The sequence below is a fragment of the Nostoc sp. UHCC 0251 genome, from assembly GCF_034932245.1.
Taxonomy (GTDB): Bacteria; Cyanobacteriota; Cyanobacteriia; order Cyanobacteriales; family Nostocaceae; genus Nostoc.
Map to the genome: position 1 here is coordinate 28,473 of NZ_JAYGHD010000018.1, position 18,203 is coordinate 46,675.

General features: G+C 41.5%; 12 protein-coding genes. 6 read left to right on the forward strand and 6 right to left on the reverse strand.

The annotated features are described in order from the left end of the window. Positions 1-7: 7 nt before the first annotated feature. On the reverse strand, positions 8-2,377 hold the full coding sequence (locus VB740_RS04205) for an ATP-binding protein (protein ID WP_323198810.1): 2,370 nt from the start codon (positions 2,375-2,377) through the stop codon (positions 8-10). A 43-nt stretch (positions 2,378-2,420) separates the two neighbouring features. On the opposite strand from VB740_RS04205, the gene VB740_RS04210 reads away from it, so the two are divergent. From VB740_RS04210 to VB740_RS04220, 3 genes are all read left to right on the forward strand, one after another. Further along, positions 2,421-2,543, forward strand: a complete 123-nt coding sequence (locus VB740_RS04210) for a hypothetical protein (protein ID WP_323198811.1) — start codon at positions 2,421-2,423, stop codon at positions 2,541-2,543. A 433-nt stretch (positions 2,544-2,976) separates the two neighbouring features. Further along, positions 2,977-3,459, forward strand: coding sequence for a response regulator (locus tag VB740_RS04215; protein ID WP_323198812.1), 483 nt, complete (start codon positions 2,977-2,979; stop codon positions 3,457-3,459). A gap of 587 nt (positions 3,460-4,046) precedes the next feature. Further along, positions 4,047-4,301: a hypothetical protein gene (locus tag VB740_RS04220; protein ID WP_323198813.1), complete on the forward strand. Its 255-nt coding sequence runs from the start codon at positions 4,047-4,049 to the stop codon at positions 4,299-4,301. 214 nt (positions 4,302-4,515) lie between these two features. Here the strand turns inward: VB740_RS04220 and VB740_RS04225 are convergent, their stop codons facing one another. Both VB740_RS04225 and VB740_RS04230 read right to left on the reverse strand, forming a co-directional pair. Continuing rightward, a complete protein-coding gene (locus VB740_RS04225) occupies positions 4,516-6,225 on the reverse strand; it encodes an alpha/beta hydrolase (protein ID WP_323198814.1) in 1,710 nt (569 codons plus the stop codon). A gap of 417 nt (positions 6,226-6,642) precedes the next feature. Then, positions 6,643-7,566 (reverse strand): DMT family transporter, encoded by a 924-nt coding sequence (locus VB740_RS04230; protein ID WP_323198815.1) that lies wholly within the window; start codon positions 7,564-7,566, stop codon positions 6,643-6,645. Positions 7,567-7,844: 278 nt separating this feature from the next. On the opposite strand from VB740_RS04230, the gene VB740_RS04235 reads away from it, so the two are divergent. Beyond that, entirely contained in the window at positions 7,845-10,115 is a 2,271-nt protein-coding gene (locus tag VB740_RS04235) for a cytochrome-c peroxidase (RefSeq protein WP_323198816.1), read from the forward strand. A gap of 310 nt (positions 10,116-10,425) precedes the next feature. On the opposite strand, the gene VB740_RS04240 is transcribed toward VB740_RS04235, so the two are convergent. Further along, positions 10,426-11,730, reverse strand: a complete 1,305-nt coding sequence (locus tag VB740_RS04240) for a serine hydrolase (protein WP_323198817.1) — start codon at positions 11,728-11,730, stop codon at positions 10,426-10,428. Between the two features lie 435 nt (positions 11,731-12,165). After that, complete coding sequence (gene eis / locus VB740_RS04245) at positions 12,166-13,344, reverse strand: GNAT family N-acetyltransferase (protein ID WP_323198818.1); 1,179 nt, start codon at positions 13,342-13,344, stop codon at positions 12,166-12,168. Positions 13,345-13,506: 162 nt separating this feature from the next. Here eis and VB740_RS04250 point away from each other — a divergent pair, with 162 nt between their 5' ends. Further along, positions 13,507-14,691, forward strand: a complete 1,185-nt coding sequence (locus VB740_RS04250) for a hypothetical protein (protein ID WP_323198819.1) — start codon at positions 13,507-13,509, stop codon at positions 14,689-14,691. A gap of 85 nt (positions 14,692-14,776) precedes the next feature. Continuing rightward, positions 14,777-17,296: a phosphoenolpyruvate--protein phosphotransferase gene (ptsP, locus tag VB740_RS04255; RefSeq protein WP_323198822.1), complete on the forward strand. Its 2,520-nt coding sequence runs from the start codon at positions 14,777-14,779 to the stop codon at positions 17,294-17,296. Between the two features lie 154 nt (positions 17,297-17,450). On the opposite strand, the gene VB740_RS04260 is transcribed toward ptsP, so the two are convergent. Further along, positions 17,451-17,840: a hypothetical protein gene (locus VB740_RS04260; protein WP_323198820.1), complete on the reverse strand. Its 390-nt coding sequence runs from the start codon at positions 17,838-17,840 to the stop codon at positions 17,451-17,453. Positions 17,841-18,203 lie beyond the last annotated feature (363 nt).

Consider the following 18,203-nt stretch of genomic DNA (forward strand, 5'->3'; position numbering starts at 1 on the left):
TCTTAAACTATTCCAGCGTAAAATAAAAAATTGAACCAACGCCTACGGTAGATTCAACCCAAATTTGGCCGTTATGAAGCTCAACAATCTTCTTAACAATAGCTAGTCCAGCACCTGCTCCTCCACCGTACTTTTCCTGAGAGTGGAGCCGCTTAAATAGTCGAAAGATAGTTTCTAGGTGATGCCGTGGAATTCCAATACCGTTATCTCGGATATAAAAGATTGGGGATTGGGCATTGGGCATTGGGGATTGGGTAGGGTTATCTTCCTCCTGTCTCCTTGTCTCCTTGTCTCCTTGTCCCCTTGTCCCCTTGTCCCCTTGTCTCCTTGTCCCCTTGTCCCCTTGTCCCCCTGCTTCTTCTTGAGAAAGGTAGCCAATCTCAACCCATTGCTCTGGCTTATCATTGTATTTAAACGCATTGCCCAGGAGATTACTGAAGACCTCATTAACAAGAACTCGGTCACACTGAACTGTTGGTAAAGGCCGAGGAATGCGAATATCTACAAGCGCAGAGTCTTGGCGACTAGCACGAAAGACTTCAATAACTTGGGTAACTAATTCGTTGAGGTCAGTTGCTTGCTCTCGCAGTTGTGCTTGTCCTAACTGCGAGAGTCGCAGCAGAGCATTAATGAGGGTTTCCATGCGTACAGACAAGGAAACTACTGTTTGCAAGCACTCAATTCCGTCATCATCTAATACTTGAGCATAGTCTTCTAGCAGCACCGTTGAGAAGTTATAAATTCCCCGCAAAGGCTCTTTGAGGTCATGGGAAGCGGCGTAGGCAAAGGATGCTAGTTCTTGGTTGCTGCGCTCTAACTCTAGGTTGATTTTAGCTAACTCATCCGCCTTAGATAGTACAATACCAACGATCGCATTACTCAGAGCGATCGCACTCTCAAGTTCACAAGCTTGCCAAGGTAGAGAAGTTAATCTAACTGTTTCTTGCCATTGCTCAAAGGATTTTCGTGGAGATAGGCTAAGGCTACCATCTGCCTGAGCTTGAATGGATTCGTTGGGATTACCTGCCCAGTTTACCGTTTGGATAACTTCGGGGCGGAACCAAAGAATATAATAACGCCGGACTTTAGAAATTCGCAGTAGCAGCAAGCCACTGGCAGTATCTTTAAATATGAGCGCTTCTTGGTAAAGCTTGGGCAGAGAATCAGTGGAAAATAGGTTATTACTAACTTGAATATCCGCCCATTCAATTAACGCCCGAACTTCATGAATATTCGGTGTTGCTCCCACAAGGGTAATTTCATTATCCAGACAAACCGCCGCTCCAGTGGCACTAACAAGATCGAGCAAGCGGATTTCAGGTTTAATTAGAGCATCGATAAAATTATCTGCCTGGGAAATGGACTCAAGGAAATCAGATTGTAGAGATTTGAGCTTTACCTTATAGTCCCATTCCGAATAACTAATTTTGTGCGCTAATTCAGAAGACACAATTTGTCCCAAAAATTCGCACATCTTGCGGACTTCGTAAGAAATATACTTTGGTGTTAAATGATGGCAAGATATTAATCCCCAAAGCTTCTGCTCTTGAATCAGCGAAATCACCAAAAGAGCCTTTACTCCCATATTTTGATGATATTCCGCACAACACGAATCAAAACTTCGTAGCACAGAGTAACTTAAGTCAAGATGCTGATGTGTTGTCGGATTTTCCGGTGGAAGTAGCTTAACAGGTTCGGCAGTCAAATCAGGGAGAAATCGAAGAAAGCAGCGTGTATATAACTCTCTAGCCTGCGCTGGAATATCTGTAGCGGGATAGTGGAGTCCTAAATAAGGTGATAAATCCTCTCGTTTGACTTCTGAAATAACAGAACCCGCTCCCGACTGGTCAAATCGATAGACCATTACCCGATCAAAACCGATGATTTTTTGGACTTCTTGTGCCACTACATGCAAAAATTCTATCAGGTTTGATGTTCTTTGCATTTTTGCGATCGCTTCACCCGCCAAGGCATGAAAGCCTAAAAAACTTACCTCGGATTTTGAGTCTGTCGGTTCTAACTCTAGAATCACAACTTCTTCTGTACGATGAACAATCGCGTCAAAGTATCGTTCTCTGTGTAAAGTATTTATTGATACTTGAAATGCATTATGGCTACCAATTTTTTTTACCAAGCACTGCTTTACAGCTTCTACTGGTTGAGCTTCTAGTAAATAGCTCAACGGTTTACCGAGCAATTCTTCTGGCTCTTTGCCCAAGTATGTTTGGGTATTGTCGCTAACTTGCAGTATCTCTAGCTGAGTACTGAGTGCCAGTAGAATACCATGAGGTTGAATAGAGCCAGGTATGTGAATAGGTTTGCGATCGTGGTTAGTCAGAGCAGTAGCTTGGGTAGTAGTATTTTCAGGCTGGCTCATAAATCAACTTATGTAAAGCTGATTTTTACAATAGCGCAATTAAATGTCACATTTCTTTAAAGTATATGCCGATAAGCATGAATGCGATCGCATACCAATTGTGCTTGTCACGGCTTTTACAGTAGTAAACCTCAGCACAAATATCCTCATGTTGCTTCCCATATGAGGATATTTGAGAGCCAATACTTTATTTATTAGACTTATTACAGAAGTGGGGGAAAGGGATGGAATTTTCCCTTACCCTTTACCCTTTAACCTTTCCCCGACATCTTGCAAAAGGAACTTTTGCAAGATGTCTATTGCATAGTTGAGGCTAGAAGTGAGATGGGAGAAGCAAAGTTTCGTCTGTTGTAGCTAACGTGATAACATACTACAAACAATATTTAACTTAAATCCTAAAAATATCGTTTTGTGTAAAAATCAGCACCAATTTCCCGAAACCGAGCCATTTTTATATCTAAGGAAATAAGACTAGTGATCGTAAAACCTGATTTAATCAGGTTAATAACATTATAAAATGCCCACTAGGCAGCTAGTTTGCGGCTAGCTACCTGTAGGACTTCCTCCCTAATTGATTAGCCAACTCAGGAGGCGAATATATGGTGTCAAACCATTTTGAAAATGCACATCCTCTTGAAGATATAAAAAATGTAGGTATTTTCAAAGGAATCACAATTCTAGTTGTAGATGATAATCAAGATATTCTTGTTTTGATTAGCCGTGTTCTTAAAAAGTATGGAATTCAGGTGATGACGGCATCATCAGCTTTAGAAGCATTTGAAGCAATAAAACGATGTAAACTGGATCTTCTAATTAGCGATATTGATATGCTAGGTGAATCTGGGTATTCGTTAATACAGAAAGTACGAGCAATTAATTCAGTACAAATTAGAGAAATTCCAGCGATCGCTTTTAGTGGTAATGCTGAAGATAATGCTCACACAAAGGCTCTTGCATCTGGGTTTCAAACTTATATGAAAAAGCCATCAAACCCTACACAGCTAATAATAGAAGTAGCGAAACTGCTTAGGTGTCCTAGTAAAAAAAGTTCTTCGTTATTTGGCGACTATTCTCGTGTGTAGAGGAAAAGCCTACCTTTCAAAAGCCGATAAACGAAGATAATTTCACTACTCGTAAGATAACCCCAGCCCTAAAGGGCTAGAGAACTTCCAACTAAAAAAATAATCAATCGTTTTGGAAGGCAGGGGCAGGGGGCAGGGAGCAGGGGGAGCAGGGGAAGAAAAAATTGGATAGTGACGTTGGATGCAGGAATTGAGTAATTTAATTCTTGGATGTCCTTAAACGAACGTTTATGTATAAAAACATCAATTTTTATACTTAGAAGAAATGGGTTTTAATCTATATTAAGAAATATTTACGAACTTACTGAAAGCAAGTATGATGTTATTAAGCTAATAATAGCTGTTTTTAAAGAAAAAGCTGCCTTAGCAGCCTCTCTCGCTTCTAGTATTGATACAAGCGATGGTTTCTACTCAATAGATTTGGGATGTGGAAATGCTACTTCAATCGGAAACACAAAAGTATTTCTCGAATCTCTAGCTACAAATCAGATTAAAAGCCTAAAGGTAAATGTGTTGTAACAACTGTCACACCAATTTTTGAATGGGTTGGCTATTATGAATAAAAATTATAGATAGGAGCCAAGCTAATGGTACAACCTAATCACCCAGACAAAAACAGTTTTTTTTACCCCCGCAGCCGTTACTATGGTCAAATTCGACCAGAGTATCTAATATTTAACGCCAATCTCCAAGAATTTGCTCAAAAAGTTAGCTTCATCTCGATTTTAGAAACATCGGGAAAGCTTGACCCCGAAGAAGCTTACAAGCAGATTAAGGGACTTTGGAAAGAATTGAAGCACAGCAAAAAAGAACTGGGAATTGGTAATGAACAAAACCGATGAACTTTTTTTTCTATGCTTTGGGTTTAAAAAAGTGGCAGGCAATAGGCAATAGGCAACAGATTTTTTTTACGAATGATTTAGGATTGCTTTTATATTTGCACCTTTATGCAAATATACTGCACAGATATAATTAATTAAGTCTGTACAAGTCAAATAAAAATCATTACGTGCAGCAATGCAACACCAATATCCAACATCCAAAATCCGAAGCCGACTATGGTGTTGGGAACTTTTTTTTTGCGGGTTTGGCTCCTTTTATATCCAGTAATTGTGCTAATTCGGTTGTATTCAATGATTTGACAAGACTCAAACCAAGCGACTTACTAGAAATGCTTTGGGTGTAGGCGGCGTTAAGGTAGGGGGTGTATTGCAGTTTTCCTGCAACATAGGTTTGGAAGAAAGGTAAACTCAAAACATTCATGTAACGACGCGCTTGGGAAGCATCACCAATCATATCGGCAGGTAATGCTACTTGCTGATTTGCAGGGTTCCCGTTGCCAATGGTGGAAAAGTGGGTGCCACCTACAAGGGTGACGAGGTACTTTTGTGAATTTGCAAACCAGGAGAAAGGTAAAATTTGCTCGGATAAAGCTGGTGCAACTGTATCATCGCTACTGCTGACAATCATCACTGGAGTTTTTATTTGACTTAAGCCAGCTTTGCCGAAAATAGAACTAGTAATGGGATTAACTGCGATCGCAGCTTTCACTCTCTCATCTCGCAGGTTATAATCCTTGCCAGACTTGCTGATGCTCAATTCTAAAGCGCGACACTGAAGCAGTAAAGACATGTTCCAGGTATTTTGCAGTGCTGCTGGGCGACAGTCTTGTTTTAGCTGCTCAAAGTTGATTTTAGCGCCTGCCAAGGCTAAGGCTGTGTAGCCTCCCAAAGATTGACCTAATACTCCAACTTGTTGCAGATTTAACCGGCCTTTAAAACGTGAATCAGATTGATTGCCTTTTTCCAATTGATTCAGGATATATGTGACATCCAAAGGACGGTCTTTAAATTCACCTGGTTCTGCTATTTCATTGGCGCGTTTATTCAACAGAGAATGTAATTGTTTAGCATCACTACCAGGATGATTGGGAACAACGACGGCGAATCCGTAAGAAGCTAGGTGCGTGGCTAAATATTGAAAGTTGCTGCTATCTAAACCCAACCCGTGAGAAATCACAATTATGGGTGCAGTATTCTGGACATTGGGAATGTAAACATCAGTTAATAAAAGCCGATTACGTGTTGAGTCGAAAAACTTTAGAGTGGATTTTTGCGACTTCAACTTTCCCGGAACTTGTAAATCAGGTAATTTCGATAAATTTGGTTGTTTGATGGTAGCAGCTTCTATTTTAGACTTTTGGGAAACTGCTGCGATCGCCCGATGGGTTTGGTTAACGAGTTTCTCCAATTCTGTAGCTATTTCCAAAGTCTCTGCGACATCAAGGCGAATACTGCTGGTGGGATATTTACGTAACACATTCAAAAGTGTCAAGCCTCCCGATTCCGCAGAAGCTAAAATTAGCGCCGAACGTAAACTACCAAATCCTGGTTTTGGGTGATTAGTTTTAATGACTTGCGCCAACCGATGCAGTAAAAATTCTCCTTGGGGTGTGTAGAGAAGTTGCGAAACTACTACCGGACTAACTTTCACACGATTGAGTAAAATCCGCCGCAATTCTTGAAGCTGTTGTAGAGGCAGATATTGCTGATATCCTACCAAATCTTCGTTAATTACACCTGTTTTGGCATATTTTTCTAAAGTAGCGACTGAAATGGAAAGCTCTAAACCTGAATAAGATGCATAAATCCGCTCCGCTGCCAAGACAGAATTACTAATTCCAAATGTTGGCAGCAGTGTTGAAAGAACCAGCAATAAGAAATTTTTTCTCAGGGTACTGGCCCAATTACCAAACAAACTATTCATCGCTCAACTGTTTCGGTGGTCTGGTTTTATTAGGTGTTGGCTATGGTAGTTTTTCGGGCACCCTGCTTGGTTTACTTAAAGTTTTTAGCCGCAATTTTTTCAAAACAGAATTTAGGAGTTAGCCGTTAGAATCCAGTATGAATTGTGTATGACTTGCGAATGTAGAAAGCTTTATCTGACTCCTGAATTCTGATTTATGAATTTTTATCTTGGCTATCAAGTCAAAAATCAGATCCTACAGAGTCACACAGATGGGTAAACTATCCATCATATAAGAGACTGACTCTCGTAGGTTGCCTTCACTATCAAATCATAACAAATAAAAAATACTCTGCCTCAGTATTTATGTTGTAGCTTTGAAGATGGCACGAATTCACTCGATGAGAAAACCAGTAAAAATCCTGAGAATGCTTATTATTAATCAGTTTTTCCCAAGGCGATCGCTACTGAACCTATGACTACTAAACCCGCTCCTAATATTGCTATAAAACTAAAGTGTTCTGATGGTATCCAATTAGGTGCAATAACTGATACAACCGCGACTGATATTAATGTCACAATGGGAGCCAAAGCTAATACTGCACTGACTCGTGATGCTTCCCAATGTTCTAATGATTCAGCAAAAGCACCGTAAGCAATCAAAGTATTCAAAGCGCAAAAAACCAGCATTATTAAATGGAACCCATCAAGTATAAAAAGTGATTGTATTTTGGCTAGAGGAGTGAATAATAAAGCACAGCCCCCATAAATAATCAGCATGATGCTAGAGGAAGATAAAGATTGTAATAACTGCTTTTGTGCCAAAGCATAAATAGCCCATGCCATTGCTCCTAGCACAACCAAAATGCTACCTAGTATATATGTGCCATGCGCTGTAATTAAATTTGTTAGTTGTTCCCGAAAAAATAAAAGATAACCGCAAGTCATGACACTGACACCAATCCATTGATACAGCCGATAACGTTCTTTAAAAATTACTAACCCTCCGAAACCTAATAAAAGGGTAGCTAATTGAATGAGAACCTCAGCGTTAGCAGGCGATGTTAGTGCTAAACCTTGCATGAACAGAAAGTAATTAATCCCTAAAAAGAGTGTAGCGATCGCTAATAATTTCCAAGAAGCAGAACGTAGTTGTTCTAGCTTTGGTAATTTACCGCGTATGCCTAAATACATGGCAAGCAGTAAAAAAGATACCAAAAAACGAAACCAAATGACGGTATAGACATCAAGCACTTGCAGAGTTACCGCCAGAGCAATAGGCAAAACTCCCCACAATAAGACCGTTAATAGCGATAACGCTAGCCCTAAACGCCAGCGACCAGAAGTTTTATGTAGTGACATTTAAATATTTTATTTAAAGTAGGGCTGATGATAAATTAAAACATATCTAATTTGCATACCTAAATTGTACCAAGCTCTTGTAGATAAAGCATTTTAGCAGCCTATTTATGCAAGTTAAATGTAGAATATATTACCTACCTACTGAATTTATTTGTAGCCCTATAGCGTTTTTTGTTTACATAAAATTTGTAATCGTGTAATTAATTTACATAAATGTTACATTTGAAGTGTTCTTGAAGTTGTATAATTTTCCCGGTGTTATTTTACCAAAAAAACCTATGGGGATTATACCCATAATAAGTTTAGTAATCTTTATTACTGGCTTATCAATTTACTTGCTACTGACCTCAAGAGGTCGGTTTTTGCTCAAATCTTTGGTGACAAAAATAAAACGCCAAGGATGGAAATTCAGGAATGTTTTGCCTAACTACCTGAGATCAAGATTTTCAAGAACTATAACAATTGCTGCTATTATTTTGGCAGCAGTAATAGCTGGAAACACTGTATCGGCGCAAGTTACACCGCCACCTCTAACTTCGCTCAAGAGCGTATCGGTTCCAGTGCCTGACAATCTTGGAGACTTCGTAAAAGACAAAGTAGCTGCAATCAAGTTAGGAAAAGCTCTTTTTTGGGATATGCAGGTTGGGAGCGACGGAAAGACCTCCTGTGCTACTTGTCACTTCCATGCTGGAGCCGACAATAGATCCAAAAATCAGATTTCTCCTGGACTTTTGCGGATTAACGCTGATCGTACAGTCAATCCGGATACAGCTTTTGATGTAGGTGGTGCGCCAAACTACCAGCTGAGAAAAGAAGATTTTCCCTTTCATAAGCTGTCAAACCCAAATGATTCTACGACGGTTATATCTGACCGTAACGATGTCAGTTCCTCCCAGGGAGTTTCCAATGCAAAGTTTGTTAATGTTAAACCTGGTAGCGCGGAAGACGAAGTAAAAACCGAGCTAGATCCGGTGTTTAACGTGGGAGGTACAAATGTGCGCCGTGTCCAGCCGCGTAACACCCCAAGCGTAATTAATGCAGCATTCAACTTCCGCAACTTCTGGGATGGAAGCGCGCAGGATATCTTTAATGGAGTGAATCCCTTCGGTTTAAGAGATCCTAACGCTTCTGTCGTGAAAGCAGAAAAGCCAAATCAGCCCAAATTTGTCAAAGTCAGACTGAATAATTCGTCTTTGGCTTCCCAGGCGCTCGGCCCGCCACTCAGTTCCTTCGAGTCGTCTGCTGATGGTCGCACTTTTCAAGAAATTGGTGATAAGTTCGGGCGAATTGATAACAGAAAATCTCTCAGCACACTGCCGCTAGATGATATTGATAATATTGATGATGCTCTAGTTGGCCCGCTACTCAGTTCCGTTGATGAACTTACTAATAATTTGGAGCAACTTGGCAACAGCGAATCTATCAGCACACTGCTACAAAAAGTTCTGTCAATTAGGGGTACAAAGCTCCCTCGAGTACTAGGGCAAAAATTATCTAGCCTTAGACCGCTAGGCAAACAGGTTGTGCATCCACAAGACAGCGTTTTAGGTGCAGATAGTAGATCGCCTCAACCCGGATTGAAGGATAGAACTTACGAGCAGCTAATTAAAGATGCCTTTAAGCCGGAGTGGTGGAAGTCTAATCGACTCATCCAAGTTGATGCTGAAGGTAGACGGACTTTTGTCAACAGGCCTGATAACTCTTCTAAAACCAAAGAGTACACGCTGTTGGAGTATAACTTCTCGCTGTTCTTTGGGCTGGCAATTCAGTTGTACGAGTCTACACTCATTGCCAACGATACGCCCTACGATCGCTTCTTAGAAGGAAACACCAGTGCCCTCACTGTACAGCAGCAACGAGGCAAACAACTATTCCAGGGCAAAGCTGCCTGCATCTTCTGCCATAGTGGGTCGGAACTCACCAACGCTTCGGTTAGCAGCGTCAAGAAGCAAAGACTTAGAGCCACCACCACCCCCAGAAGCGTCTCGGACACAGGTTTCTTTAATATCGGTGTTAGGCCCACCCTAGACGACGTTGGTGTTGGTGGTCAAGACCCATTTGGTAATCCGCTTTCGGAGTCGCGGGTAGCTGCTTTGGGTAAATTCCCACTACTTCTCGGTTCAAGCCCTAATGTTACAGTTAGCTCCAATGACAAAGTAGTTGCAGACGGAAACTTTAAGACCCCTGGACTACGCAACATAGAACTAACTGCCCCTTACTTCCGCAATGGTGGCTATTTGACTCTGCCACAAGTGGTTGACTTCTACAATCGTGGTGGAGATTTCCGCCAGGAAAGCATTCTCCGCCCATTGGGACTAAGCGAAGCTGAAAAAGATGATTTAGTGGCTTTCTTGAAAGGACTCACTGATGAGCGAGTCGTCTCTGACAAAGCACCCTTTGACCACCCGCAACTGTTCATTCCTAATGGACATCCAGGGAACTCTAGCTCTGTTACCAATGACGGTACTGGCAAAGCTACAGATAGCCTACTGGAAATTCCTGCTGTTGGTAGAAATGGTGGTAGTGGTACACCAAATTTCTTGAACTAATAATATTTCAAGAAATACCTAATACAGATAGATATGTAGGCAATACTTTTCGGATAAATCCAACAATCTCTCTTTTGGTCTGGGGAAAGGTTAAAGGGAAAGGGGAAAGGGAAATATCAAACCCTTCCCCTTTCCCCCTTAACCGAAAAGTATTGGATATGTAAGGGCGTACAGCTAGCTGTACGCCCTTACATTTACGGTAGTTACGAGCAATTTAACGAGTGCATCACTTCGGCTCCTTTCGACTTCTCTACGAGACGCTACGCGTTAGCGGAGCTTTCGCTTTAGCGATACGCTCAAGGCAAGTCGCTCAGTTACCGCCGGAGGCATTGCTGGAGGCTTCTATATTGCTAACTCTGGTTTGGTTTAGGTAATTGTAAACCCTGCGAGAAACTTCACGGACAAAATCTCCAGCTCTGCGATCGTGGTTTGGTCTTTGCACCAAAACACCTGCTAAATAGCTTTTGCCATTAGGCATTTCAATAATACCTGCATCGCCAATGATAAATCTCAATGTACCAGTTTTGTGAGCGATCGTAGCTCCTTTACCAATACCAGCTGGTAGCAAACTGTTAGTTTTGACACGGCGCATGATGCCTAAAACTTGATTGCGGCTGTTTGGGGATAGCAAACGATTGTTAGAAACTAACGCCGCCAATCTGACCAAATCTTTGGAACTGGTTGTATTTTTGCCAGGAATGTCTGGAAGCAAATTCTGCATTGCTGTATTTTGCAATCCCCAGCTACGAAAACGTTGATTAACTCTTGCTACACCACCCAAGCGATCAAGAACCATATTGGTTGCGGTATTATCGCTAATTGTCATCATCAAGGTAGCAGTTTGGAGGACGCTAAATTTAGTACCGATGGGTTTGTATTTCATAGTTCCGGCTTCACCAACCCTTAAATCGCGCCGCATCACTAATTTATCTGTTAGTTTAATTCTCCCAGCGTCTATTTCTTGGAAAAGAGCCACTAACAAAGGGAATTTTATTGTACTAGCAGCAGCAAATCTTTTTTCGCCATTAATATCTATATAGTTACCTGTATCTAAATCTAAGAAAAATATTCCAGGGTTCAATGATTTATAAGTTGCTAACAATGCGCGAATCTGAGAACTGATACCCGGCATTTCTTGACCAAGATTTACAACTCCTGCAAATGTTGAAGCATCTGTGGAATTTATGGTAATATCTTCTCTATTTTCCCCAGAGATGTTATTGTTTTGGCGGTCAAATGAGTTGAATTTTACAATCCAGTGGGAACGAGAGTCTCCCTTGATGGATATATTACGGGAATCAATATGATAACCTGGAGCTAATTCTACGACAAAACGAGTTGTTTTACTGTCTGGTTTTCCAATCCGAATTTCTTTAATCGCATTACCAAAAGATTTTTTGACGCTATCTGAATTAAAACTAGTTCCAGGTAAGTCAATTATCAATCGATTAGGATTCTCTAATAAAAAGGCTTTTGGTTGGATTCCAGAAATTGTAGTTAAATGTAATTGGTTTTGCTTAGAGTCAAAGTACCAAGACTGTAATCGTGAGGCTTTAGCTTGTCCTGCAACTAGAAGCAAACTGCTTAAACCGATCGCCAGTAAATGTGATTTCATGTTGTGATTGTGGGTGTGCAAGTATGGAGCAACTAAATCAACTTGAGCTTAGATTGTTTTCTGATGATCATACTGAAATTCCGGACAGAAAACATAAATTTCATCAAGTTATTTTTTTGATGATAACTAAGTAGAGAACATCCACTTTTGTAGTTTGCGTTTTAGCGGAAATAGCGCAAACGCAAACTACAAAATTGAATTGATTCATCTTTACTTACTTATCTAGGGCTAGATAATCACGATTTATCAAAAAAACGCTGACAGTCTTGTTTGTGATATGAATTGACAACAGAAATTGCTAATCTAGCGGAACGACGATCTAATGATTAATTATGTTTCCAACTTATTTTTTGGGGATTGGGGAGCATCGGGGATGTGAGTTGAGCAAAAACTTGAGGTACAACAGTTTAATCGCTTCCCCAATCTCCACTCCCCTTAAAAGAAATCAGCCATCCAAGGTGACGCACCTGCAAATATTTGCGTAGCTGCTGAAATAGCGGTTTCTGTCCCATGCAGTTTTCCGGCTATTTGCAAATGGTAGGGGGTGAACAAACTTGTATATATTGGTGCTAGTTCTCGGACATCTAGCTGCAACTCACCTTTTCCACCTTTTGTAACTTCACCGCGTCCATTGGCAACAGAAAGAATGAATTTACCATTGTTTGCATCTAGCAAATTATCTTGAATTTCTAAGTGCAGTTCAGCTTGAATTCCCGATGGATAACCACGCATTTCCAGCGCCTTGACTACATCTACTATCCGCAGCATCCAACGCATCGTATTCTTGAGCTTGGCAGTTTGCTCAGGTAGCAGCAATGTCAAGGAATCAATTGCAGAACTCCTCCATCGCACTTTGTCAATTTGGGAGCGATGACTGGCAAGAAAAGACCAGAATGATTGTGCAGCCGCATCTGTGAGAATTACCCAATCCTTTATTCGCAGAATTGCGCCATCCTCTGCTGGATGTTGGCTGAAGAGGATATAGCCTTGAGGTTTTTCTTTGCTACCAATAAAATATGCGTAAAATGTTTCCTTCTCGTCTGGTTGGATTAAGCGCTCCCAGATTGCGGGATGTCGGTCTAAATATCCATGCGTTTGTCTTGCTTGTTGCTGATATAGTTCATGAAAGACTTGATGATTGATATCCACTATTCGTTGCAAAGGTAGGGGTTGCTCCCGCACTTGGATATTTTTAGTAGCAACTTCCCAATTACACCAGCTACCACCCTGCTCATACCCGACTTTTCGATACAAGCTTTGAACTGCTGGATAAAGAGCAGAGAGCGGTATACCCCGTTCATAAAGTTCTTTGAGGGTGTGCTGCATGAGAGCGATCGCAGCTCCTGATCCGCGATATTCTGGAGCAATGCCTACTGCGGCGATTCCTGTCATTGGTACACGCACACCACCCCACCACTGGCCCATATTCAGAGTTGCCAATCCACCCGCTAATTGCTCTAATCCCCGAATAATGCGAAAATTTTCGATGCCAATCTGGTTGATGTAAGCTTCCTCGGCACTAAGTGGGCTAAGAAAACATTGCTCAAGGATATACATCATCTGCTGAATATCCTGCGGATGGCTGAGAGTGCTGTATTCAAATTGAGCCGTCATCTCTTATACCATTAATATTACAAAACCAGAATCATAGTACAACAGATGTTTTTTGAATGCTTCATCGACTTAGTACACAAGGAGAAGATTAATGCGGTTTGGATTTGCAGATATGGGATACTTAGTAGGTTTACTTAATTCTCATGTTGATTTATATAACAAATGCTTTCTTTATTGCCAATTCTGAGTAGTCTTTGGATTGCCCAAACTCTCAACCCTTTATCTTCTTATCAGCCTCTCCAAACTATAGATGGGGCAGCATTATATAAAAAACAATTAACGAATGGGAACGAAGCATATCTACAAGTTATTGATCTGGGCAAAATGCAGATAGATCAAATTACCGGAGAGGTAGATAAGATGGGTCTAAATGAGGGCAAATATTATAAAGGAGAAGGCGGACATTACAGCCCTTTTTTCAAAAATAAGTTGTTTTCGGAAGTAACAGACGAATATAAGCAACTTTACGCAAACAACGTTTTCTCAATAATTAATTGTTCTTTTTTTGAGCAATACCAATCTAGTACTCAATTATCCTTTCCAATTAAATTCAATGGTGTAGTCATCAGTGGCGGCAATAGCCCTTATGGCCCAATCAAGGAACCTAAAGATAAATTTTATCGTAATATTCGCCTCAAGGCCTTAGTCTGGGATAACAAGCAGGCATATATTACCGATTATGACCAAATTAGCGGTGCGCCTCTTAACCAAAATGCAGTCAAGAACGCCATTGTCACTTACCGATACAGCGATCATCCGGCAAAAGTATTAGCCCAAAACCAAGTAAATAAGTATCAAGTCATTGGAACTTTGGACAAAGATCGTGTTAAGGGTGACGAGCTTTTGTTGATTATGACGGTGAATCAAGCAACTCTGGATGAGGCAGCCGATTTATTACGTAAATTAGGAGTCAAAGGGGATATTATTACCGTTGACGGAGGTAGATCAACTTATTTATTTAATTCTCAGAAGGGAAATATTATTCTTCCACAACTGTCTAATTCACAAGAAAATCCTGCTTTCCGAAACCTACCTCATTATCTGGGATTCCGCAAGAAAACTAAAAATCAGATTGCGCCAAAAATCTTGGTCAGTCAGCCAGTTGGGAAAGTACTTCCAAAGAAAGATCAGCCTTATTTAATATTGTGGCGGGATAATCTTAACGGTGATGTCTCGATTAAGTTGTACGATGGGAAGAAACTTATCCAAAACATTTCTTCCCGTACCGCTAGCGATGGAGTTTATCAGTGGACACCACGTATTTCCGTAAAAGAAAGCTATTTTATTCGGATTTCTAGCTGGAAAGACCGGAATATTTTCGGGCAGTTACAATTAAATTTAAAATAAGCCCTGTTTTTAGCGGTGCGGAATGAGAAAATGAAAGGGATAACTAGCTAAACGCAAACCTCTCAACAAGTTTGGCGGTGTGGCAGTGATCGGAATTGTTATCGTTTCTCACAGTAAACAACTAGCTTTGGGTGTGCGGGAACTCGCCGCGCAGATGGTTCAGAACCAAGTTCCCATTGCTGTTGCAGCAGGGATTGAAGATCCGGACAACCCTTTGGGTACAGATCCCATTCAGGTTTATGAAGCGATCGCTTCTGTTTTCACTGATAATGGTGTCTTGGTATTAATGGATTTGGGTAGTGCTTTGCTGAGTGCGGAAATGGCAATCGAGTTTTTGCCAGAAGCACAGCAGCAAAAAGTTCATTTGTGTGAAGCACCTCTAGTAGAAGGTGCAATGGCTGCTGTGGTGGCTGCGGCGGCTGGTAGAGATATTCATCAAGTCATAGCGGAAGCACACGGCGCACTTTTAGCAAAAGCAACTCAATTGGGTGTAGTTAGTAGGCCATTGTCACTTGTCAGCCACAACACTCAAGCAAAAACCAATATAGGATCACCAACGCGAGAAATCCGGCTAATTGTGAGCAATCACTTAGGATTACACGCCCGCCCCGCAGCGCAGTTTGTCGCAACCGCAGCCCGGTTTCAATCGCAAATTCTAGTGCAGAATTTAACGAGAAATACTGAACTAGTTAGAGGTGACAGTATTAACCAAGTCACAACTTTAGGGGTGCGTCAAGGACACGAATTGGCGATCGCTGCCACTGGTTCTGATGCAGATGAAGCACTAACGGCATTACAGGCATTATTCGCAAATAATTTTGGTGAAAATAATGTTGTTTTAAATTCTCCACCTGCACTTAATCATCAAGTTACCCCAGCAACTCACGGCGAACTTTCGGGAATTGCAGCTTCTGCCGGAATTGCGATCGCACCTGTTGTTCATTATCAACCCACCCACATTTTAATTACGGAATATCACGTAAACGATCCCAATCCAGAGTGGCAAAGATTACAAGCAGCAATCCACACCGCTAGACAAGAAATTCAAGCCGTTTTCTCCCAAGCTTCTCTGCAAATTGGTGACGCTGAAGCCGCCATCTTCGATGCCCAATTACTATTTTTAGAAGATCCAGTATTACTGGAAGCGGCTAAAGAGCGAATTTTTGAACACCATATAAATGCTGAAGCAGCTTGGCAAGCCGTAGTCGATGAAGTAGCGACTTCCTACCGCACACTTGAGGATTCTTACCTGCAAGAGCGAGTTGACGATGTTGTAGATGTCGGGCAAAGAGTGCTGCGATTACTAGGTGGGAATGTCCCTGCTAGCCTACATCTTGAGTCACCTGCAATTTTGGTGACGACTGATTTAACCCCCTCAGATACCGCGAGATTAGATCCGAAAAAGGTGTTGGGTATTTGTACAACTTCAGGTAGCGCTACTTCTCACAGTGCAATTATCGCCCGGACATTGGGTATTCCGGCAGTTTTGGGAGTGGATGCCCAAGTGTTGCACTTGGCAGATGGTACACTTATGGCACTTGATGGTGAAACTGGCAGAGCTTGGGTAGAACCAGAATCACATATCCTGGATTTACTGGCAGCAAAGCAGTTAGCTTGGCAAACTGCCCAACAAGAAGCACGAACTACAGCACACCAGCCAGCAATTACTCGTGATGGACGGCAAGTTAGCGTCTTCGCCAATATTGGGAGTATCAGTGATGTGCAAGTTGCGGTTGCTAGCGGTGCAGAAGGTGTGGGATTACTCCGCACTGAGTTTCTTTATCTAAATAGAACAAGCGCCCCCACAGAAGAAGAACAACTAGAAGTTTATCAGGCGATCGCTCAAGTTTTAGATAATCGTCCGTTAATTATTCGTACCTTAGATGTCGGTGGTGATAAGCCACTTCCTTATCTCAGAATAGGGTTTCCCGAAGCTAACCCTTTCTTGGGTTGGCGGGGAATTCGTTTCTGTTTAGATCATTTGGATTTGTTCAAAACTCAGTTACGGGCAATTTTGAGAGCTAGTGTGGGACAGCAAATTAAGATCATGTTGCCAATGATTGCCAGTGTAACTGAGGTACGTGCAGCTAAAGTAATTTTGGATGAAGTGCAGGCTGAATTAAATCAAGCTGGTATTTCCTTTGATGCAGCGATGAAAGTAGGGATTATGGTAGAGGTTCCGGCAGCAGTTGCGATCGCAGATCAGTTAGCTGCTGAAGTAGACTTCTTTAGTATAGGGACTAACGATCTGAGTCAGTACGTCATGGCTAGCGATCGCACCAATCCCCGCGTGGCAAATTTAGTTGATGCCCTACACCCAGCAGTGTTGCGAATGGTGCAGCAAACTATCCAAGCTGCTCATGCGGCGGGAATTTCGGTAGGATTATGTGGAGAATTGGCAGCAGATACTTTAGCTACACCAATATTATTAGGCTTAGGGCTGGATGAATTGAGCGTGAATCCTCAAGCCATAGCTGGAGTCAAGCAAGCGATCGCTAGGCTAAGTATAGTTGAAAGTGAAGCGATCGTGGCATCAGCATTGCAACAAGATTCCGCAATTCATGTCAGAGAACTAATCTCAACTTCAGTTATTCCCCCCGCATAATACTAATTCGTAATTGATATCCGTAATTGAATTAGTTGTAGATTTAGACCCCAACTAATTCAAGATCACCAATAATTACGTTAGCGTTAGCGTAGCGGTAGCGAGGAACGAGCGTCCGTAGGAGCGTCATTACGAATTACGAATTACGAATTAATTAAAATCTTATTCCCACTTGCCCGTTAAAGCCACGAATAGAATTGTAACCAGCACCAACAAAAACGTTATCAGTAGCACCTACCTGAACGCCACCCGAAACTGCAACACCTTTATCTTCTGAATAAAGTCCAACTCCTACATAGGGTGAAATGAATGGCAAACTGATAAATTTCAAAACATCTACTCCGGTAGCACCATCAGGGCCAATTCCTACCTCAACCCCAAAATCCAAAGCCCTAGCTCCCACAGCATAAGTTATGTCACCATCTTTTCCACCGACTGAAACCCAAGGTTGCGGTATAAGTTGAGCCGATGCTTGACTTGGGGTAAATAAAGCCCACATTCCGATAGATGTAATTAATGTTTTAGCAATAATCGCTATTTTCACGTTGTTTTCCTACACTAACTGCTGCATTTTAATCAGAACTCTTGCAACTACCCTTGCTTTAATCCTATTAACTAGTACAACGGGCGCGGAAATAAACATACCATTTCAAATGGCGCAAGAAGCTCAGAATACAATTCTTTTGACTTTTGACTTTTGATTTTTGACTTCCGCCTTGCGGTGGTTTGTCCATGATGACTAATTGTGACGGATTGAAACTTATTTGAGTGCCCGATGAGTGCAAGCATTATTTTAGCTATGTAATATTAGCTACAGCAATTTTCATCATTTGTATTTGAACCACATCTATCATATATAGGAATCCGGTTTGATTTTTGAAAAGATACGTAGGGTGCGTTAGCGACA